Source organism: Afipia dichlorophenoxyacetatis (genome assembly GCF_055386385.1).
On the sequence record NZ_AP029250.1, the window covers coordinates 3,547,269 to 3,566,546 of the forward strand.

The following is a 19,278-nucleotide window of genomic DNA, read 5'->3' on the forward strand; positions in this document are numbered from 1 at the left end:
CTCCTCGGCCAGCGCAGTGCGCGGTCGGTATGAGTGGGCGGTTCGAAAGCCCGGGTGGCAAATGATGACCGGCCTTCGCGGCCGCAAGGCAGCGAAACCTTTCCGCCAACGCGCGTGTTTACGCCGCGGTGGCTCCTCCCAGCGGACCGTTGCTGGCCCCGTTAGCAACAAACAAGGCGGTACGTTTACCGCCCAAATAATTAGACGGGCCGACGCTTGATGCGCCAGACTGTATTGCCGACCGGGATCTACACCAGGATCTTTGCAACCCCTGCGATGATGCCACGCGAATCTTATCCGCGTCGCATGTTGCTGTCGTTGCGCTCGGCACGGTGCCTCGGGTTGCGTTTTGGCCTTCCCCTCACCCCCGAATCAGGTGGACCGTCGCGTCACCGGGCTGCGCTGAATGCGCTGGTCGTCACGCGTGCCATCCGCCGTCATGAGTTTCCAAATGCCCAACAAAATGTTGATCGATGCCACCCATCCGGAAGAGACCCGGGTGGTCGTGGTGCGCGGCAACCGCGTCGAAGAATTTGATTTCGAGTCCGCTCAACGCAAACAGCTCCGTGGCAACATCTATCTTGCCAAGGTCACGCGGGTAGAACCGTCGCTGCAAGCCGCCTTCATCGAATACGGCGGCAACCGTCACGGTTTTCTTGCCTTCAGCGAAATTCATCCGGACTACTATCAGATCCCGGTTGCAGACCGTCAGGCTCTCATCGAGGCCGACGAACGTGCACATCGCGAAGCTGAAGAAGAGTCAGAAAACCGCTCCAACCGTCGCCGTTCGCGCCATCGCAGCTCGCGTCGACGCAGCCACGGGGAGCGCGTGCAAAGCGATGTCGTTGAGGACAGCAACACCGAGCTCGTCGACGCACAGCAGCAGACAGATGCGGCACAGGTCGGCGATCACGCGCCCGATCATCTTTATGGTGCCCACGACGATCACGAACATGATCATCATCATGATCATCACGGGGACGAAGCATTTCATCACGACGAACACGCTCATGATGACGAGCAGCCTCATGCCGACCATCACCACGATGAAGACCATCATGGTGATGAACCTCACGATGATCGCTACGTTGAACATGCTGTCGAGCAGCAGGCCGACGCTAATGCGGATATCGAACAGCCGGCCCCCCAGGCCGATCATGATGTCCCCGTAGCCGCGGCGATCGACATTCAAGCGACCGAGGCTTCAACCGCTGCGGAGCCGCTGGCCCACGACGACGATGCGCAAGACGAGCACGTCCATGCTGATCACGACCATCCAGAGCATGACGAGCAATCGGCTGCCGAGGTTGTTGCATTCGGCGAAACTCATCAGGACGATCGCCATGCCGACGACGTCGACGGCGAGGATGACGACGACGGCGAAGAAGGCGAAGAGGAAGTCGTCGAATCCGTCGGCGGCGACGACGTTCTGGAAGAAGTCCCCGAGCGCACCTTCCGCCCGCGACGGCAGTATAAAATTCAGGAAGTGATCAAGCGCCGCCAGGTGATGCTGGTTCAGGTCGTCAAGGAAGAGCGCGGCAACAAAGGCGCGGCGCTGACGACGTATCTCTCGCTCGCTGGCCGCTACGCAGTGCTGATGCCGAATACGGCCCGTGGCGGCGGCATCAGCCGCAAGATCACATCGGCACAGGATCGCAACCGTCTGAAGGACGTGGTGCAGGATCTCGACGTGCCGGAGGGCATGGGGATCATTCTCCGCACTGCCGGTGCGTCACGCACCAAGCAGGAGATCAAACGCGACTTCGAATACCTCATCCGTATGTGGGAAACCGTCCGCGACATGACGCTGAGGTCGCAGGCGCCTACCCTCGTTTATGAGGAAGGCTCGCTGATCAAGCGGTCGCTGCGCGACCTCTATAACAAGGAAATCGACGAAGTGCTGGTGGCCGGCGAGAACGGCTACAACGAAGCACGCGATTTCATGAAGATGCTGATGCCGAGCAATGTCCGCTCGGTGAAACAATATCGCGATGGTCAACCGCTGTTCTCACGCATGGGCGTGGAAAGCCAGCTCGACGCGATGTTCTCGCCGACGGTCACACTGAGGTCCGGCGGGTACATCGTCATCAATCAGACCGAGGCTCTGGTCTCGATCGACGTCAACTCGGGACGCTCGACACGCGAACATCACATCGAAGACACCGCGCTCAAGACCAACCTTGAAGCCGCGGAAGAAGTCGCACGCCAATTGCGATTGCGCGATCTTGCGGGCCTGATCGTCATCGACTTCATCGATATGGACGAGAAGCGCAACAACCGCGCGGTCGAGCGTAAGCTCAGCGACTGCCTGCGGCAGGATCGTGCACGGATCCAGGTCGGTCGCATTTCGCACTTCGGATTGCTGGAGATGTCGCGCCAGCGCATCCGCGCCAGCGTCCTGGAAAGTTCGACCGAGCCCTGCCCGCATTGCGGTGGCACAGGTCACGTCCGCTCAGTCTCCTCGGTCGCGCTGCAGTTGCTGCGAGGCCTCGAGGAAAGCCTGATGAAGGGCCCGACGCACAATCTCACGGTGCGCACGCGTACAGACGTCGCACTGTACGTTCTCAACCACAAGCGTGGTCATCTGCGGGATCTGGAAGACGGCTTCAAGGTCGCACTTGCGGTGATCGCCGACGGAACGATCAGCGGCCAGCAGTCCTTCGTCATTGATCGTGGTGAAGCAGTCCACACCCTCGAAGCCGCCAAGGCTATCCTTGCGGCTCAGCTCGCAGCCTCGCCTGCGGCGATCGAGGAAGTCTACGAATACGAAGAGGACGAAGTCTTCGAAGCCGAAGCTGAATTTGAAGGCGACGAGGCCGAGGACGAAGCGGAAACGCAATCCACAGGCGAAAGCCAGGCCGCGGAAGGTGAAGAAGGCCCGCGCCGCCGGCGCCGTCGGCGACGCCGTGGCCGTGGTGGCGAACAGCGCGAAGGCGCTCAGCAGGCCAGCGATCGCAGCGAAACACCGGGCTTTACGTCGCAGGATGACACGGCAACTGACGTTGCCGAGGGCGATGAAGGTGACGACGAGTCCGAGGACTCGAACGGCGAAGCGCGCGCCGATCAAGGTGCGAACGGTGAACGCCGGCCGAGACGCCGCGGTCGCCGGGGTGGCCGTCGTCGTCGCGGTAATCAGGAGAACGGCCAACCCGAGAATGGTATCGCCGGGTCCATCGCTGACGATCTCGGTTCGTTGTCGGAGCCGGAATCCAGCGAAGCAGTGGCTGATCTGTCGTCGGATACAGCACCGCATGCCAATGAGCAGCCGGCGCGGTCAGAGCCGATCTCACATCACATCACGACCTCTGAAAGCGAGACCGCTGAAAGTCCCAAGGTTGAAACAATCCAGAAATCCGAGCCGGAACCGGAACCTGATCCTGCGCCCCGCAAACGTTCGACGGTTCGGGAGAAGGTAAGTTTTTTCTTCGGCGACTCGTCCAAAATGGACGAGGCGCCGGCTCCGACTGAAACAACAGAAGCTACCACGGTCGCCAGCGAACCCGCTCCTGCCTCGGCGGCACAGCCCGACGTCACAACCACCGAGGCACAGCAACCTCGCCGAAGTGGCTGGTGGTCGAAGCGCAGCGAGTAACGCCAAAGTGTTTTCGAGCGAAGTGGCTACCGGTTCGCGTGAAGAAAACGCGTCAAAATGAAGCTGATTGTTTGAAATGAAAAACCCGTCCACTGCGCAGTGGACGGGTTTTTGTTTGGTGGCCTGCCTGCTTTCGATTTAACCCTTGGCAAGCCAGTTCGTGATCCGCGCCACTGCTTCGGCCGTTTCCTGCGTCGAACGCGCATAAGAAAAACGCACGAACGACCGGCCGTGGAATGGATCGAAATCCACCCCTGGCGTCGCTGCGACACGCGCTTGCTGCAGCATCGTCTTGGCGAACTCGAAGCTGTCCGAGGTGAACTTGGAGACATCGGCGTAAAGATAGAACGCGCCATCCGCAGGCAGGAAGTCCGAGAGGCCGACTTTCGGAAAACCTTCGATCAGAATGCGGCGGTTCTCCTCATAGCCATGCTTGATGACATCCATCTCCGCCCGACCGTCAAAAGCCGCTTCGGCTGCGATCTGTGACAAGGTCGGAACAGAAATCGAAAGGTTCTGCTGCAAGGTTTCGACCGAACGCACCAGCGGCTCCGGCACCACCATCCAGCCGACGCGCCACCCGGTCATGCAGAAGTATTTCGAGAACGAGTTGATGATCAACGCATCCGGCGAAAGCTCAGCAGCGGTCACGGCTGGAAACGCATAATCAAGGCCGTGGTAGATCTCATCTGAAATGAAGCGGATGCCAGCACTGTCAGCAGCAGAAATCAAATCTGCCAGTGCCTCGCGCGTCATCATGGTCCCGGTCGGATTGGCCGGGCTTGCGACCAGCACACCCTTGAGCGGCGTCTTGCGGTGCGCCTCAAGCAGCATTTCGCCCGTCAAAGCATGGCGGGTATCGCGTGTGGTTTCGATCAAAACCGGTTCGCAGCCGAGCGCACTCAGAATGTGACGGTATGGCGGGTAGCCAGGTGCCGTAATAGCGACCCTATCCCCCGGTTCGAACATCGAGAGAAATCCCAGCACGAAGGCTCCCGAAGAGCCCGTGGTAATGACAATGCGTGCAGGATTGATGTCCTGATTGTAGGTCTCGCGGTAATGGCGGGCGATCCGTTGCCGCAACGATGGAATCCCCACCGCGGCTGTGTAGTCGATCTTTCCGATATCGAGCGCGGCATGCGCCGCGGCGATGGCCGTTTTCGGAGCAGGTGCGGCCGGTTGTCCCACTTCCATATGAATGACATGCCCGCCCTCGGCCTCGATCCGGGCAGCGGCCGCCATCACATCCATCACCATGAAAGGGGGAACATTTCCTCGCCCTGACGGGGTCAAAATGTTTTTTACCTTGTCTCTCAGCGTCACATCGAGCATGGAAATCTGCTATTCCTCACGGGCGGCAATGCCCCGTTAAACGGTCGCGAGAGTGCCGTGCCGTTGTCCTGCCGCATTCGACCGTTTGTTTGACCATGATTTTTAGCATCCTACAGGTCGCGGCTCCATTGCCAAACGTTCATCGCCAGCCAGCCATGACAAATGATTGTCTGACCGTATCCAAGGGATCTTCTCCCCATTCTCGTGGAACGTTTTTACGCGAAGCCCCGGAGCGCACGCGCCGCTTCGGCCGCTCGCTTGCTCGGCGTGCGACCGCTGTCATCACCGCCGGCGCCTTGATCTGCGCCTCTTGGCCGGCCCACGCGCAACAAGGTGGCCCACCAACCTTGCGTGATGCCGAAACCGAGCAGCTCCTGCGCGATTATACGCGCCCCGTCCTGCGTGTCGCCGGTCTCGAAAAGCAGAACATTCAGGTTGTGATCATCAACGACCCGACATTCAACGCATTTGTTGCCGACGGCCGCCGCATCTTCGTGAACTACGGCGCTCTGCGCGAATCCGAGACACCTAACCAGATCATCGGCGTGCTCGCCCACGAAACGGGACATTTGGCTGGTGGCCATCTCGCCAAGCTGCGGGAGCAGCTCGCACAAACCCAAACCCAGTTGATCATCGCGATGCTTCTTGGCCTCGGTGCAGCGGTTGCAGGCGCTCGCGCGGGCGCAGGTGGCGCGGGCGCAGCAGCGGTCGCAGCCCCGCAATCCGCGATCATGCGCACGATGCTGTCGTATCAGCGGCAACAGGAAGAAAACGCGGATAAGGCCGCAGTAAAGTTTCTCAACGCGACGAGCCAATCCGCGAAGGGCATGTACGAGACGTTCAAGCGCTTTTCCGAACAGAGCCTGTTCGCCTCAAGTGGCGCGGACCCATACTACATGTCTCACCCGATGCCGATCGAACGCGTCAGAGCGCTTGAAGAACTGGCGAGATCAAGCCCCTACTGGGATAAGAAGGACGACCCTGCCCTGCAGTTGCGGCACGACATGATGCGCGCAAAGGTGTCGGGCTTCATGGAACGCGCCGACACCGTCTATCGCCGCTATCCCGCCTCAAACACCAGCCTGCCTGCGCGCTATGCCAGAGCTATCGCGACTTACCGTCACGGTGACCTCCGATCCGCGCTGACACAGATTGATGACCTGATCCATGCTCAACCCAACAATCCCTATTTCTACGAATTGAAGGGCCAGGCCCTGTTGGAGGGGGCGAAGCCAAACGAGGCGATCGCCCCGCTGCGTAAAGCCGTGCAATTGTCGAATAACACTCCGCTCATCGAGATGTTACTTGGTCAGGCGCTCGTGGCATCCGAAAATAAGGCCTACGCCGACGATGCAATCACGATTCTGCGCAATGCCTTGACCCGGGAGCCAGAAGCCGCGAACGGTTACACCCAGCTGGCGATGGCTTATGGCCGCAAGGGCAACTACGCAGAAGCGGATCTAGCTTCGGCTCAGGCCGCTTATCTGCGCGGAGACCAAAAGACGGCGCGAGATCTTGCCTCGCGCGCAAAGACGCGCTTTGCCATCGGGACGCCCGGTTGGGTCAAGGCCGACGATATTGTTAACACCAAGCCGGTAAAGAACTAACGCCCCGGTTCCTGTCACGACAGTTTGAAGGAATTCTCATGGTCTCGTTTCGCTCAATTGCTCCATTGGCATTCGCGCTCGCAGTTGGTGCCGCTCCTATCGCCTCGCAGGCACAGAGCTTTTCGTCCGACCAGCGCAGCGAAATCGAAAAGATCGTCAAGGAATACCTCCTGGCAAATCCGGAGATCCTTGAAGAAGTTTCGGCCGAACTGACCAAGCGCCAGACTGACGCAGAAGAAAAAAAACATCGCATCGCCGTTGAGAAGAATGCCGAGACGATCTTCAATTCACCGCGCGGCGTGCTTCTCGGCAACAAGAATGGCGACGTCAATTTCGTCGAGTTCTTCGACTACAATTGCGGGTATTGCAAAAAGGCGATGAGTGACATGCTGGATCTGATGAAATCAGATCCGAAACTCCGCGTGACCTTGAAGGAATTCCCGGTGCTTGGACCAGGCTCCGTCGAGGCGGCTCAGGTCGCGGTCGCCGTCCGCATGCAGGATCCGACCGGCAAGAAGTATCTCGACTTCCACCAGAAGCTCCTGGGCGGCCGTGGCCAGGCTGACAAGGCGCGCGCGCTTGCTGTCGCTAAGGACGTCGGCGTCGATATGGCCAAGCTCGAGAAGGACATGACCAGCCCCGAAGTCGCCGCCACCCTGAACGAGAACTTCAAGCTGGCGGAAGAGATGGGCCTCAACGGAACCCCGAGCTACGTCATCGGTAAGGACGTGGTGGTCGGCGCTGTTGGGCTGGACGGTCTGACCAAGAAGATTTCCGAATCCCGTTGCGGCAAGGCGACTTGCTGATCAGCCCGAAAGGCGGCTGAGCGGGGTTCTGCCCCGCTCGTGCGGCATGACCTTAACTGCAACTTTTAAGATTGGTTAACCAACGATTTCCGTAAGTTCCACAAGGCTTTTCGAGAGCCAGATGAACGATTTGGCCGGGGACAGCGGGGCCGGACAGGCTTCCCTCCCGGCCTTATGTTGCCTATAAACCTGCCCAAACCGCGCTTGGCGCGCATCATTTCGCCCGCATTGCTGGATTTGGGTTTCGGATGGCAAAGACGATTTACGTGCTCAACGGGCCGAACCTGAATCTGCTCGGCACCCGTGAGCCGGAAACCTACGGCCACCATACCCTCGCCGACGTGGAAAAGCTGTGTCACGAAACCGCTGCCCGTTTCGGTCTGACGGCAGATTGCCGCCAATCCAACCGCGAAGGCGAACTGATCGATTTCATCCATGAGGCTGGGGCCAAGAAAGCTGCCGGCATCATCATCAACGCAGGCGGCTATTCGCACACGTCGATCGCTATTCATGATGCATTGATCGGCGTGAAGCTGCCGGCTGTTGAAGTTCACGTCTCCAACATCTATTCACGCGAGCCTTTCCGCCATCATTCGTTTGTCGCCTCAGCCGCCTTCGCAACCCTGTGCGGCTTTGGCATCGAAGGCTATCGTCTCGCGATCAGCGGCCTCGCCGCCAAACTCGGCGTCACGGCGAAATCCTGACGCTGTCATTTGCAATGTAAGAAAGCTTCGGATTGAACATGGCCCGTCAGCCGCAAGACCCCTCTACCCCAAAAGCAAAGCCTTCCGATGAACGCGAACTTATTCGCGAGTTGGCAATCCTGCTTGACGAAACCAACCTGACAGAAATCGAGATCGAGCGTGCAGGACTGCGGCTGCGCGTCGCGCGCAACATCAGCATTGCAGCAGCCGCGCCGGTTTCGTACCAGCCGGCCCCCGCGGCCGTGGTAGCCTCTGCACCGGCCGCAGCCGCCGCACCTGCAGCGGCATCCGCCGACATTGCCAAGCACCCTGGCATGGTGCCGTCACCGATGGTCGGCACCGCTTACCGCGCCTCCGAGCCAGGCGCGAAGCCGTTCGTGGAAGTCGGCAGCAAGGTCAAGGTCGGCGACACGCTGCTGATCATCGAAGCGATGAAGACCATGAACCAGATCCCGTCGACGCGGGCGGGAACGGTCACGCAAATCCTCGTCGAAGACGGCCAGCCGGTCGAATACGGCGAACCGCTCGTCATCATTGAATAACGATCGTCAGGCGCAGCGATGTTCGACAAGATTCTGATTGCCAATCGCGGCGAGATTGCCCTGCGCATCCTGCGCGCCTGCAAAGAACTCGGCATCGCGACCGTCGCTGTGCATTCCACGGCTGATGCAAATGCCATGCATGTTCGCCTCGCCGACGAGAGCGTCTGTATCGGCCCGCCTCCATCAAAGGACAGCTATCTGAACGTGCCGGCGCTGCTAGCCGCGTGCGAAATTACCGGCGCAGATGCTGTCCATCCGGGTTACGGCTTCCTTTCGGAAAACGCGCGCTTCGCCGAAATCCTGGCCGACCACAATCTGCATTTCATCGGCCCCAAGGCGGAGCATATCCGTCTGATGGGCGACAAGATCGAAGCCAAGAAAACGGCGAAGCGGCTGGGTATTCCGGTCGTACCAGGATCAGACGGCGGAGTTGGACCGGGCGACGATGCCATGGCGATCGCCAAGCAGATCGGCTTCCCGGTTTTGGTGAAGGCTGCGGCTGGCGGCGGCGGCCGCGGCATGAAAGTCGCAATGACTGAAGCCGACCTGGCGCTGGCATTGTCGACCGCGAGCAACGAGGCGAAGTCAGCATTCGGCGACGGCTCGGTATATCTCGAGAAGTATCTGGGCAAGCCGCGCCACATCGAAATTCAAATTCTCGGCGACGGCCGCGGCGGGGCTATCCATCTCGGCGAGCGTGATTGCTCGTTGCAGCGGCGGCACCAGAAGGTCTGGGAAGAAGGTCCATCACCCATCATTACAGCCGCCGCGCGCGCCAAGATCGGCGAGACCTGCGCCAAGGCGATGCGGGAGATGAACTATCTCGGCGTCGGCACCATCGAGTTTCTCTATGAGGACGGTGAGTTCTATTTCATCGAAATGAACACGCGCATTCAGGTCGAGCATCCGGTGACCGAGATGATCACCGGCCTCGATCTCGTGATCGAACAAATCCGCGTCGCAGCCGGTGGCGATCTGCCGTGCACCCAGGAAGAGATCGCCATCAACGGTCACGCCATCGAGTGCCGCATCAACGCGGAGAACCCGGTGTCCTTCCGGCCGTCGCCCGGCAAGATCACCCAGTATCATCCACCGGGCGGACTTGGCGTGCGTATCGATTCCGCCGTGTATCAGAGCTACGTCATCCCGCCCTATTATGACTCGCTCGTCGGCAAGCTGATCGTTCACGGCAAGACTCGTGGCGAGTGCCTGATGCGGCTTCGTCGGGCACTTGACGAGATGGTGGTCGATGGGGTCGAAACCACGTTACCGCTGTTCCGCGCTTTGGTGCGGGAGCCCAACATTATCGACGGTGACTACCACATCCATTGGCTGGAACAGTACCTCGCGGTCGGGGATACCAAAGCCTCCTGACGGAGAGCGGAAGGAACCAAATTTGGTTCCCTCTGATGGAACTCATTTTGAGTTTGCAGGTTATCTACCGGGCGGGTTATCCCTCGACCGGTGGATATGAAGCTGAATTATCAAATCATTTCGCTCTATTTGACGCGGGACAACCGTGACGACTGATGCAGCGCGTCGGCGGACCCTTTGGCAGATCGGCCTGCTTGCGGCGGGGTTTGCCATTCTCGTCGCGATTAGCGCGATTTCGCTTTATTTGGTCGCGAGGGCCCGTTCGGATGCGGCCTGGGTGCTCCATACCGTTGAGGTCGAAAACCAGCTCTCTTTGACCCAGTTGCAGATGCGAAGGGCGGAGAGCGCGATCCGCGGCTACCTGCTCTATGGACAGGACGCTTATCGCTCCGACTTCGAAGAAGCCGACAACCTGCTCGGTCCTTCGCTTGAAAGATTAAGACGACTGACTGTCGACAATCCGGCTCAAGTCAAACTGCTGAACGACTATATTCCGATGACGATGCAGCGGTTCGACGATTTTCGCCAAGCACGTGATCTCGCCAACGCCGGCAAGTTTGACGATGCAAAGAACTTCCTGCAGAGCGGCGCCGGCCGCGAGGGCATGAACCGCATTCGGGACATTGCGGTCGAAATGCGCAATGAGGAAAACCGCCTCTTCTCCACCAGGACGATCGAGGCAGATCGAAGCCAGACACTTGCCGCCGTTGTGACCACCGCCGGTTCTGGCCTTGTCGTTGCCCTTGCCGCTGTCTCAATCTTTCTCGTTCGGCGGTCGGCGCGCGCACGCGATGATGCCGAGAAACAGTTGCGCGACAACAATCTCAATCTGGAAGCGGCGATCGATGAACGCACCGCTGATCTTCGTGAGGCAAACGAAGAAATACAACGCTTCGCCTATATCGTAAGTCACGACCTGCGTTCGCCGCTGGTCAACATCATGGGATTTACCAGCGAGCTTGAAGAGTTGCGCAACGACATCTTCAACCGCATCGCGAGATATAGCCGAGGCGAATCTCCTGCCCCTGCAATGCCTGGCCCCATTGGCGAAACCGATCCGGGCGACGCTCCCGAACTCGCCGATGAAGACAAGCAGTTGTCTCAGGACTTCAGCGAAGCCCTTGGCTTCATCAAGTCATCCATCGGCAAGATGGACCGCCTCATCAGCGCCATTCTCAATCTCACCCGGGAAGGCCGCCGCGACTTCCATCCGGTCAAAATCGATACACGGGAGTTGATCGAGTCCATCGTGGCCACGGTTGCCCATCAGACGACCGAGGCAAATGCAAAGATCCGCATTGAGCCGCTGCCCAACATTGTCAGCGACCGGCTTGCTATGGAACAGGTCTTCTCGAACCTGATCGACAACGCGCTCAAGTATCTCAAGCCGGGTGTTCCGGGGGATATTCTCATCAAAGGCCGGCACAAACTCGGATTTGCTATTTTCGAGATTATCGATAACGGTCGGGGCATTGATCAAAAGGATCACGCAAGAATTTTCGATCTGTTCCGTCGCGCTGGCGTTCAGGACCGGCAAGGCCAGGGCATCGGACTCGCACATGTCCGCGCATTGGTCCGCAGAATGGGCGGCACCATCAACGTTTCGTCGGAACTGCACAAAGGAAGCACGTTCACAATCACACTGCCCGCGCAGTGGAAGCTCGGAATTCAGGGAAAAACCGAATGACTCTGCCAGTTAAAATCGTCATGATCGAGGACGATGAGGGGCATGCCCGCCTCATCGAGCGGAATATCCGGCGATCGGGCGTCAACAACGAGATTATACCGTTCGTCAACGGCACCGACGCAGTGAGCTATCTGTTCGGCCCAGATGGGTCCGGTATCGGACATAAAGATCAGGCGCTCCTGATCCTGCTCGATCTCAATCTTCCCGACATGACCGGTATCGAGATCCTGAAGCGCATTAAAGACAACTCGCATATTAAATGCACGCCTGTCGTGGTGCTGACGACCACGGACGACGAACACGAAATCAAACGTTGCTATGAGCTTGGATGTAACGTCTATATCACCAAGCCGGTCAACTACGAGAACTTTGCCAACGCCATTCGCCAGCTTGGTCTGTTCTTTTCCGTGATCAAGGTACCGCCAGTCAAAGCATGACCTCAGCGCCGTCACCTCTCCTTCTTTACGTCGACGACGATCCTGCTCTCGCGCGGCTGGTCGAGCGCGGGCTCAAGCGGCAAGGCTTTGCCGTGGAGCACGCAATCGATGGTGCCACCGGTCTGGCGCGGATCAAGGACGGCGGTGTCGATGTGGTGGCGCTCGATCAGCATATGCCCGGCCTCGACGGTCTTGAGACACTCGCAGAAATCCAAAAAATTCCAGGCGCACCTCCGGTCGTCTTCGTCACGGCATCGCAAGACAGCAAGATCGCCATCACTGCGCTCAAGGCTGGTGCAGTGGATTATCTGGTCAAGGATACGCAAGGGGACTTCATCGGCCTGCTCGATGTCGCCGCCAGAAGCGCGTTTGAACAAGCGCTCGTCCGCAAGGCGCGCGACGATGCAGAGGCCGAGGTTCACGCTTCTCGCGACCGTTACGCCGCGCTCGCTGCTGAGCGCGAAGTCCTGCTGCGCGAGGTGAACCACCGCGTCGGCAACAGCCTTCAGATCATTGCGTCATTGCTCCATCTGCAGGCAAGTTCAAGCAGCGATGATGACGTCAAGGCAGCGCTCTCCAACGCTATGGGCCGCGTAGCAGCGGTCGCGCAGGTCCACCGCCGCCTCTACACGTCGCAGGACCTGAAGACGGTCATGCTCAACCAATATCTCGAAGCCCTGCTGGAAGACCTGCGCCGTTCGGCGGAAGGCAACCGCATGTCCCGCCTGACGCTGGATGCAGAAGCCGTCGAAATCGATCCGGATCGCGCTGTCGCCATCGGCATTATCGTCAACGAGCTGGTGATGAACGCCGTTAAGTACGCATATCCCGACGGACCGGGACCCATTCACGTCAATCTGCACAAGAACAGCTCGGGCCTCGAACTCGTGATTGCTGACGATGGCGTCGGCTACCAGGCCAAACAGGATCCGCGATCGACGGGCATGGGCCAGCGCATTGTCAGCGCCATGGCGACCAAGCTCGAGGCAACGACCGAAAGGGATCCATCTCACGCCGGCACGAAAATCATCGTGCGCTTTCAGCAAAGCTGTCAGTCCAAAGCCTCTTCCCGCGCCTCATAGTGTTCAACCGTGCCATCTGATAGGATAAGGCATGAGTTCACGCGACTCCGCCTCCTTTGAGATCACGCCAGAGGTTCTGCTGCGCGCCTACGCCTGCGGCATTTTTCCGATGTCGGAAAGCGCTGACGATCCGACAATCTTCTGGGTTGAACCGGAGCAGCGCGGCATCATTCCGTTGCAAGGTTTTCGTGTGTCGTCACGCCTCGCCCGCACAGTGCGGTCAGACGTTTTCAGAGTCACGGTCAATACGGCGTTCAAGCAAACCATCGCCGGCTGCGCAGAGCCTCAGGCCGGCCGCGACGATACCTGGATCAATGGCCGCATCCGCGATCTCTACACAGCCCTTCACCAGATCGGGCACGCCCACAGCGTGGAAGCGTGGCAAGGCGATGATCTGGTTGGCGGGCTTTATGGCGTCAGCCTCGGCCGCGCTTTCTTCGGTGAAAGTATGTTTCATCGTGCGCGCGATGCGTCGAAGGTTGCCCTCGTCCATCTTGTTGCGCGATTGATCGCCGGTGGCTTCGTGCTGCTCGATACGCAATATGTCACCGAGCATCTGCGAACTTTCGGCGCGACCGAAGTCCCGCAGCGGCGCTATCGCGCGATGCTGGATGACGCGTTGAACGGGATAGCAGACTTCTTTGCGTTGCCGTCCGACCGCCCTGTATCAGGTGCGGAAGCTCTCAGCTGGATCAGACAGAACTGACGCCAGTTCAGCGCAACGACAAGCTACGCAAAGCTTGTCACTGCCTGAACGTAGGGAATTGCGGCGGCGGTGGCGGAGGCGGTGCTGGCCGTGGCGCCGTTGCAGCTGTTGGTTGCCGCACGGGCGGCCGCTTCTGTTGCTGAGGCGGAGGCGTCGTCACTGCGGCAGGCTTCGGCGCGTCCTGTGACGCGACTGTCGCCTGCGGGTTCTTACAGTCAGTGAGCCAGATGTCGTAAATCGGGTGCTCGACACCATGAAGTCCGGGACTGGCGGCAAACATCCATCCCGAGAAAATCCGCTTCACCTCACCCTGTAGGGTGATTTCATCGACCTCGACGAATGCATCGGTGTTGGCAGATTCCGTCGCCGGCCGCGTGTAACACGCATCCGTCTTGATCCGCAGCGCGCCGAACTGGACGGTCTCACCGACATCCGCATCGAACTTGATGATGCGCCCGGTAATCTTGTCGAGCCCCGAGAACGCAGCCTGCTTGTTGATGATCTTCTGCGCCGGCGGCTCCGTCACCACCTCATCGCCCGGCTGAAGCGTCGCGGGAGCTGGCGGCGCTGACGTCGGCGGCACACCGCGAGGCTGACGCTGGCCTGGCGGCAATCCCGGCAGCGTGTTCACCGGAGGGTTGTTCGCAACATTGGGGGCTGCCTGCCCCGGAGGAGGCGCCACGCCTGGAGGCGGTGGCAACGGCTGGGTCTGGACCGAGTCGGGCGGCGGCACACCCCTGCCAGGCGGCGGAGCCGGCTGCGGACGATTGGGAGTTGGCAGAATTCGACCTTGCTGCGGCAGATCCGGCACATCTTCTTCCTCGTCCGGAATGGACTCACCCTGAGGGACGCCGGCCGGCGGACGTGGTCGATCTGAAAAAATATTACCGATCTGCGCGCGAGCGGGAGCCACAAGCGACGTCAGCGAGGCAGCCATGATGGCTGCAAGGGAAAGTGTGGCGACGGTTCGGATCATCTGCGCGACTTTGTACTCGGCGAATCGGGCTTGCGCTATTCTACAGCCAATGGTCCGCGCGCAGAGACCGGTTAACACGTAGATTAAGGCACATAAAGGGCGCGCAAAATGAGACCGGCGCGCTGCATTTCAGTGACGAAATTAAATCAATGCTCGGACTACTGGCCCGGCGTCCATGCCTGGTAATCGCCGGTCGCCTTCGGCCGACGTCCTGTTGCCATGGTCGAACCTGACGGACGGTAGGCAGCAGGTGTGCCAGTCATATTCGGGCGGTGCGGCTTTTCCCACTCGCGCGGCTTGTAATCGATCTCGGTGGGAGGCGTATCCACGGTGTGGTGCAACCAGCCGTGCCATGCCGGCGGCACGCGGCTCGCTTCGGCGTAACCATTGTAGATCACCCAGCGCCGCTCGAAGCCGAGCGTAGGATCGATCTTGCCGCCGCGGGTCCGGAAATAGCGATTGCCGCCCTCATCCGTTCCGACGAACTCACCGAATCGACGCGTCCACAGCTGCGTTCCGAACGTCGAGCCGCTCCACCATGTGAAAAAACGCAGGAAAAACAGCTTCATAGGCGAATCCAGGAAAGCGGGCGATGCCAAGCGATATGATCGCTTGATGCCACCGGACGCCTTAATTGTCCAGCACCAACAGCAACTTGATGCATTGCGTGAACCGCTGGCGCAGCCACGCGTTGTGCTTCCTCCCGACACGACCAAGGACGGCCGGAAGATGCTCGACGCCATTCGCTCCAGCTACCTCGAAGCCATGCACGCTTTCACGCTGCTGCCAGACTGGATCTCCGCGACCGCGCTGATCGGAGGCAGCGTGCTGATCGCGCTGTGTATCTACGCGATCATCGTCCAGACGCTGCGAAGCACGTTCGGCGTACGCCACCCGAAAACCCGCGCGCTGCTGACGCATAGCAAGGGACCATTGCGGCTGGCATTGATCGTGTTCGGTCTGTCTCTTGCGATACGCATCGCTCCTATCAGCAACCGCGCGGCGCTTATCTTCGCCAGTATCCTCAACGTTGCTTTCACTGCGCTGCTCGGTTGGAGCGCCCTCACCGCTGCACAGATCGGTTCGCAGGTTTATCTGCGACGATATTCTCTCGACGCAGAAGATAATCTGCTCGCCCGCAAGCACGTGACACAGGTTCACATCCTCAAACGCGCGACCGACACGTTGATCGTCATCATGACGATCGGTGCCGCGCTGATGAGTTTTGACGAGGTCCGGCAGTATGGCGTCAGCTTGTTTGCGTCGGCTGGCGTTGCAGGCCTCGCCATCGGTCTCGCTGCCCGGCCGCTGCTCTCCAATCTGATCGCCGGTGTGCAGATTGCGATCGCTCAACCCATCAGATTGGACGACGTAGTTCTCATCGAAGGCGAATACGGCACTATCGAAGAAATCGCGCCAACTTATGTTGTGATCAAGTTGTGGGATTGGCGGCGAATGGTGGTGCCGCTGAGCTACTTTATCGAGAAGCCTTTTCAAAACTGGACACGCGAAACGTCAGCGTTGATCGGATCGGTCTTTCTCTATGTGGACTACACCGTTCCGGTCAAAAAACTCCGCCAAAAGCTGATGGACATCGTCCGTGCCTCGCCGTTGTGGGATGGGCGCGTCGTCGTGCTTCAGGTGACCGATGCGACCAAAGATCACATAATTGAACTGCGCGCACTGCTCAGCGCTCGCAGCGCGCCGTCCGCGTGGGACTTGCGTTGCGACGTGCGGGAGAAACTCATTGCTTATTTGCAGGAAGAATACCCCGACGCGTTACCGCGGATGCGACAGGAGTTTGTGCCGCGCGGGCCGCTTCACCACACCGAGTTAGCTCCCCACGCGTTGGTAACTGAAAACCTCTGACGAGCGATACGTGCGATCGACAACACTGTTTGGACGCAATCCGTTCAGGCTGTGTTGGGTTTGTGTCTGTGACGATGGGTGAAAGTTTGGAGGGATGGAACGGCTCGCATGGCCATCTGTTCTTTCAACAGGTTCACCTGGAGTACGCACAATGATCAATCTCAAGGTTCTCGGAGCGGCGGCGCTATTGGTGGCCGTTCCTGTCCTGACAGCTTCCACAGTGGACGCTCGGCCCGGCGGCCGTGGTGGTGGAGGCTTTAGTGGATTCCATGGCGGCGGTGGTGGAGGATTCCGCGGCGGGATGGGCGGCGGCGGTTTCCGTGGTGGCATGGCCGGTGGAGGCTTCCGCGGTGGCATGGCCGGAGGAGGTTTCCGCGGTGGGATGAGTGCTGGCGGCTTCCGTGGTGCAAACTTCGCGGCTCGGCCGGGAGGCTTCACCACCGTACCGCGCGGTAACGTCGGCGCATTCGCTGGACGTTCGGCAATCGTAGGCGGATCAGCTATCGCTGGTCAGCGCTGGGCCGGAGGTGGCAACTGGAATCGTGGAAATTGGAATCGCGGCAACTGGAATAATAATGGCCGCTGGCGCAACCGGTACTGGCCCGCATACGGCGTTGCTGCAGGCCTCGCAGCCGGAGCGATCGGCTCGTCCTACTATTATAACGACCCCTATTACGACAGTTATGCCTATGCTGATGGGTACGGGTATGGGGATAACTATTACGGGAACGGCTATTCCGACGACAGCCAGTACGTTGCCGTTGAGCAGGGCGTTGGCGGTGACGCCTCGTACTGTGCCCAACGGTATAGGTCCTACGATCCATCGTCAGGCACCTATCTTGGCTACGACGGATTGCGGCACCCCTGCCCGTAATCTCGCCGACGAAATTGAATGTTAACTTCATCTTCTGGGGTGGTGTTCCGTTCATGGAACCGCCCCAGAAGCGCCTGAATTAATGGCAAAATTGGTTTTGGTGCGAAACGGGAACCTGTTAGCCTCCCACGAAGTTAAGCCCCGGTGGTTCCGATGGTCGGAGCGGGATTTGGAGTGAAAGAGAATGATGACCTTCAAGAAGGGATGTGCTGTTGCAGCGCTTGCACTCACACTTCCTATGGCTGCGATGTCTTCTGGTAATGCCGCTCCGCTGGCACCGGCTTCGGTGCTCGCGACATCGGCCGCTGGTTCAAACAACACCAATCCCTTGCTGACGGAAGTCCAGTGGCGCCGCTACGGGTATCGTGGCTACGGGTATCGTCGCGGCTGGGGCGGCGCAGGCGTCGGCGTTGGTCTCGCAGCGGGTGCACTGATCGGTGGCGCCATCGCAGCAGGCGCGGCGAACCCGTATTACGGTCCGGGGTACTATGGACCAGGCTATTACAGTGAGCCGGTCGTCGTCGCACCTCCAGGTTATGCCGGCGGCGGCGATGCCGACGCTTACTGCATGCAGCGTTTCAAGTCGTATGATCCGGGTTCCGGGACCTATCTCGGTTACGACGGATTGCGGCACCCCTGCCCGTAAGCTTTGGCTGAAAAGCTGACGGAAATTTTAAAGGCGGCACATGCAGATGTGTCGCCTTTTTCATGTCTGATGAAAATCGTCGGAGATTACGAACGCGAGGCGAGTAACACGCCGGCAATCGTCAATCCGAGCGCGGCAACCTGAACGGCTCCAAGCGGCTCTCCTAATGTGATGGCTGAAGCCACGACGCCAACAACTGGAATGAGAAGCGTACCGATCGCCGCGACCGATGCCGGCAATCGTTGCAAGGCGCCAAACCAACAGGCAAAGCCGATGCAGACCTGGATGATGGTCGAATAAGCGAACAACGACCAGCCGAGCGCGGTCATCTGCTCGAACTTCGGGTGCTCGAACAAAAGCCCGTACAAAGCAATTGGAACGCAACCGATTGCGATCTGCCATACCGCCGCCGTCAGTTGCGGCAATTGGAGCGGTTTGCGCTTGGCCAGAACCGTGCCGAGGGCGAATGACAATGCGGCCGACAGCGCGAAGGCGATCCCCGGTATTTTGGCCTGATTCGCCGCAATCCCGTCGCCTCCGAGCAGAATGACCAACCCTGCCAGCGCCATGATCATCGAAATCACGCGCCGAACCGAAAGGCGCTCACCAAGAATGGGCCACGCCAGCACGGCCGCCAGCACCGGCATCATCGCGCCAAGTATCGCGGTCTCCCCGGCTGGCAAGTGGACAAGCGCCAGACCAATCAGCGCCATCCATCCCGTGACAACCAGAACCGAGTATAGCACCAGCCGCGGCCATTGTTCACGAGGCACGCGAAGCGACTGCCCTTTCGCCAGGACGACAAGCGCGAGCAATACGGCGCCGAGAGCGCCGGGCGCCCCACGCATGGTGAGCGGTGGCAATTCAACGAGAAGGTGTTTTCCGACCGGCCAGTTGATGCCCCAGCTGAAGGTCGTGACGAGAAGCATGAGGTAGCCGGCGGCACGAGAGCCATGCTCAGGCGGGGCTGGCTTTGTCGTCAGCGGCTCGACCAAGACGTCTTGGGGCGTGCGCGTGTCCACGGGTCCGTCCTTCGATTCGTCC

17 protein-coding genes are annotated in these 19,278 nt (G+C 59.6%); 13 read left to right on the plus strand and 4 right to left on the minus strand.

Annotated elements, in window-relative coordinates:
* Positions 1-451: 451 nt before the first annotated feature.
* On the plus strand, positions 452-3,592 hold the full coding sequence (locus tag ACZ5C3_RS16690; protein ID WP_464044168.1) for an Rne/Rng family ribonuclease: 3,141 nt from the start codon (positions 452-454) through the stop codon (positions 3,590-3,592).
* A 138-nt stretch (positions 3,593-3,730) separates the two neighbouring features.
* Here ACZ5C3_RS16690 and ACZ5C3_RS16695 read toward each other — a convergent pair whose 3' ends face one another.
* Positions 3,731-4,924, minus strand: a complete 1,194-nt coding sequence (locus ACZ5C3_RS16695) for a pyridoxal phosphate-dependent aminotransferase (RefSeq protein WP_464031396.1) — start codon at positions 4,922-4,924, stop codon at positions 3,731-3,733.
* 155 nt (positions 4,925-5,079) lie between these two features.
* Between ACZ5C3_RS16695 and ACZ5C3_RS16700 the strand changes: the two genes are divergently transcribed.
* From ACZ5C3_RS16700 to aat, 9 genes are all read left to right on the plus strand, one after another.
* Positions 5,080-6,531: a M48 family metalloprotease gene (locus tag ACZ5C3_RS16700; protein WP_464031397.1), complete on the plus strand. Its 1,452-nt coding sequence runs from the start codon at positions 5,080-5,082 to the stop codon at positions 6,529-6,531.
* A gap of 38 nt (positions 6,532-6,569) precedes the next feature.
* Positions 6,570-7,337, plus strand: a complete 768-nt coding sequence (locus tag ACZ5C3_RS16705; RefSeq protein ID WP_464031398.1) for a DsbA family protein — start codon at positions 6,570-6,572, stop codon at positions 7,335-7,337.
* A gap of 248 nt (positions 7,338-7,585) precedes the next feature.
* On the plus strand, positions 7,586-8,041 hold the full coding sequence (aroQ, locus tag ACZ5C3_RS16710; RefSeq protein ID WP_464031400.1) for a type II 3-dehydroquinate dehydratase: 456 nt from the start codon (positions 7,586-7,588) through the stop codon (positions 8,039-8,041).
* 38 nt (positions 8,042-8,079) lie between these two features.
* A complete protein-coding gene (gene accB, locus ACZ5C3_RS16715) occupies positions 8,080-8,583 on the plus strand; it encodes an acetyl-CoA carboxylase biotin carboxyl carrier protein (protein ID WP_464031401.1) in 504 nt (167 codons plus the stop codon).
* A gap of 18 nt (positions 8,584-8,601) precedes the next feature.
* Positions 8,602-9,957 carry an acetyl-CoA carboxylase biotin carboxylase subunit gene (accC, locus tag ACZ5C3_RS16720; RefSeq protein ID WP_464031403.1) on the plus strand — a complete coding sequence of 452 codons (1,356 nt, stop codon included), beginning with the start codon at positions 8,602-8,604 and terminating at the stop codon, positions 9,955-9,957.
* Positions 9,958-10,102: 145 nt separating this feature from the next.
* Positions 10,103-11,644: a sensor histidine kinase gene (locus ACZ5C3_RS16725; protein WP_464031405.1), complete on the plus strand. Its 1,542-nt coding sequence runs from the start codon at positions 10,103-10,105 to the stop codon at positions 11,642-11,644.
* On the plus strand, positions 11,641-12,081 hold the full coding sequence (locus ACZ5C3_RS16730) for a response regulator (RefSeq protein WP_464031407.1): 441 nt from the start codon (positions 11,641-11,643) through the stop codon (positions 12,079-12,081). Before ACZ5C3_RS16725 ends, ACZ5C3_RS16730 begins: the two co-directional genes overlap by 4 nt.
* Positions 12,078-13,163: a sensor histidine kinase gene (locus ACZ5C3_RS16735; RefSeq protein ID WP_464031409.1), complete on the plus strand. Its 1,086-nt coding sequence runs from the start codon at positions 12,078-12,080 to the stop codon at positions 13,161-13,163. Before ACZ5C3_RS16730 ends, ACZ5C3_RS16735 begins: the two co-directional genes overlap by 4 nt.
* Before the next feature lie 31 nt (positions 13,164-13,194).
* Positions 13,195-13,869 carry a leucyl/phenylalanyl-tRNA--protein transferase gene (gene aat / locus ACZ5C3_RS16740; RefSeq protein ID WP_464031410.1) on the plus strand — a complete coding sequence of 225 codons (675 nt, stop codon included), beginning with the start codon at positions 13,195-13,197 and terminating at the stop codon, positions 13,867-13,869.
* 37 nt (positions 13,870-13,906) lie between these two features.
* Here the strand turns inward: aat and ACZ5C3_RS16745 are convergent, their stop codons facing one another.
* Positions 13,907-14,845 (minus strand): DUF2155 domain-containing protein, encoded by a 939-nt coding sequence (locus ACZ5C3_RS16745; RefSeq protein WP_464031412.1) that lies wholly within the window; start codon positions 14,843-14,845, stop codon positions 13,907-13,909.
* A 158-nt stretch (positions 14,846-15,003) separates the two neighbouring features.
* The gene (locus tag ACZ5C3_RS16750) at positions 15,004-15,414 is read right to left on the minus strand and encodes an NADH:ubiquinone oxidoreductase subunit NDUFA12 (protein WP_464031414.1); all 411 of its coding nucleotides are present in this window, start codon (positions 15,412-15,414) and stop codon (positions 15,004-15,006) included.
* 160 nt (positions 15,415-15,574) lie between these two features.
* Between ACZ5C3_RS16750 and ACZ5C3_RS16755 the strand changes: the two genes are divergently transcribed.
* The 3 genes from ACZ5C3_RS16755 (at position 15,575) to ACZ5C3_RS16765 (ending at position 18,234) form a co-directional block, all read left to right on the plus strand.
* Positions 15,575-16,714 (plus strand): mechanosensitive ion channel family protein, encoded by a 1,140-nt coding sequence (locus ACZ5C3_RS16755; protein WP_464038358.1) that lies wholly within the window; start codon positions 15,575-15,577, stop codon positions 16,712-16,714.
* Positions 16,715-16,865: 151 nt separating this feature from the next.
* Entirely contained in the window at positions 16,866-17,588 is a 723-nt protein-coding gene (locus tag ACZ5C3_RS16760) for a BA14K family protein (RefSeq protein ID WP_464031416.1), read from the plus strand.
* A gap of 184 nt (positions 17,589-17,772) precedes the next feature.
* On the plus strand, positions 17,773-18,234 hold the full coding sequence (locus tag ACZ5C3_RS16765) for a BA14K family protein (protein ID WP_464031418.1): 462 nt from the start codon (positions 17,773-17,775) through the stop codon (positions 18,232-18,234).
* A gap of 86 nt (positions 18,235-18,320) precedes the next feature.
* On the opposite strand, the gene ACZ5C3_RS16770 is transcribed toward ACZ5C3_RS16765, so the two are convergent.
* Positions 18,321-19,256, minus strand: a complete 936-nt coding sequence (locus ACZ5C3_RS16770; protein ID WP_464044169.1) for a DMT family transporter — start codon at positions 19,254-19,256, stop codon at positions 18,321-18,323.
* Between the last annotated feature and the right edge of the window lie 22 nt (positions 19,257-19,278).

Bases quoted from the DNA above. Each gene is read 5' to 3' on its own strand.
- ACZ5C3_RS16690 (WP_464044168.1), top strand. From the start codon at position 452: ATGCCCAACAAAATGTTGATCGATGCCACCCATCCGGAAGAGACCCGG.
- ACZ5C3_RS16695 (WP_464031396.1), bottom strand. From the start codon at position 4,924: ATGCTCGATGTGACGCTGAGAGACAAGGTAAAAAACATTTTGACCCCG.
- ACZ5C3_RS16700 (WP_464031397.1), top strand. From the start codon at position 5,080: ATGACAAATGATTGTCTGACCGTATCCAAGGGATCTTCTCCCCATTCT.
- ACZ5C3_RS16705 (WP_464031398.1), top strand. From the start codon at position 6,570: ATGGTCTCGTTTCGCTCAATTGCTCCATTGGCATTCGCGCTCGCAGTT.
- aroQ (WP_464031400.1), top strand. From the start codon at position 7,586: ATGGCAAAGACGATTTACGTGCTCAACGGGCCGAACCTGAATCTGCTC.
- accB (WP_464031401.1), top strand. From the start codon at position 8,080: ATGGCCCGTCAGCCGCAAGACCCCTCTACCCCAAAAGCAAAGCCTTCC.
- accC (WP_464031403.1), top strand. From the start codon at position 8,602: ATGTTCGACAAGATTCTGATTGCCAATCGCGGCGAGATTGCCCTGCGC.
- ACZ5C3_RS16730 (WP_464031407.1), top strand. From the start codon at position 11,641: ATGACTCTGCCAGTTAAAATCGTCATGATCGAGGACGATGAGGGGCAT.
- ACZ5C3_RS16735 (WP_464031409.1), top strand. From the start codon at position 12,078: ATGACCTCAGCGCCGTCACCTCTCCTTCTTTACGTCGACGACGATCCT.
- aat (WP_464031410.1), top strand. From the start codon at position 13,195: ATGAGTTCACGCGACTCCGCCTCCTTTGAGATCACGCCAGAGGTTCTG.
- ACZ5C3_RS16745 (WP_464031412.1), bottom strand. From the start codon at position 14,845: ATGATCCGAACCGTCGCCACACTTTCCCTTGCAGCCATCATGGCTGCC.
- ACZ5C3_RS16750 (WP_464031414.1), bottom strand. From the start codon at position 15,414: ATGAAGCTGTTTTTCCTGCGTTTTTTCACATGGTGGAGCGGCTCGACG.
- ACZ5C3_RS16755 (WP_464038358.1), top strand. From the start codon at position 15,575: ATGCTCGACGCCATTCGCTCCAGCTACCTCGAAGCCATGCACGCTTTC.
- ACZ5C3_RS16760 (WP_464031416.1), top strand. From the start codon at position 16,866: ATGATCAATCTCAAGGTTCTCGGAGCGGCGGCGCTATTGGTGGCCGTT.
- ACZ5C3_RS16765 (WP_464031418.1), top strand. From the start codon at position 17,773: ATGATGACCTTCAAGAAGGGATGTGCTGTTGCAGCGCTTGCACTCACA.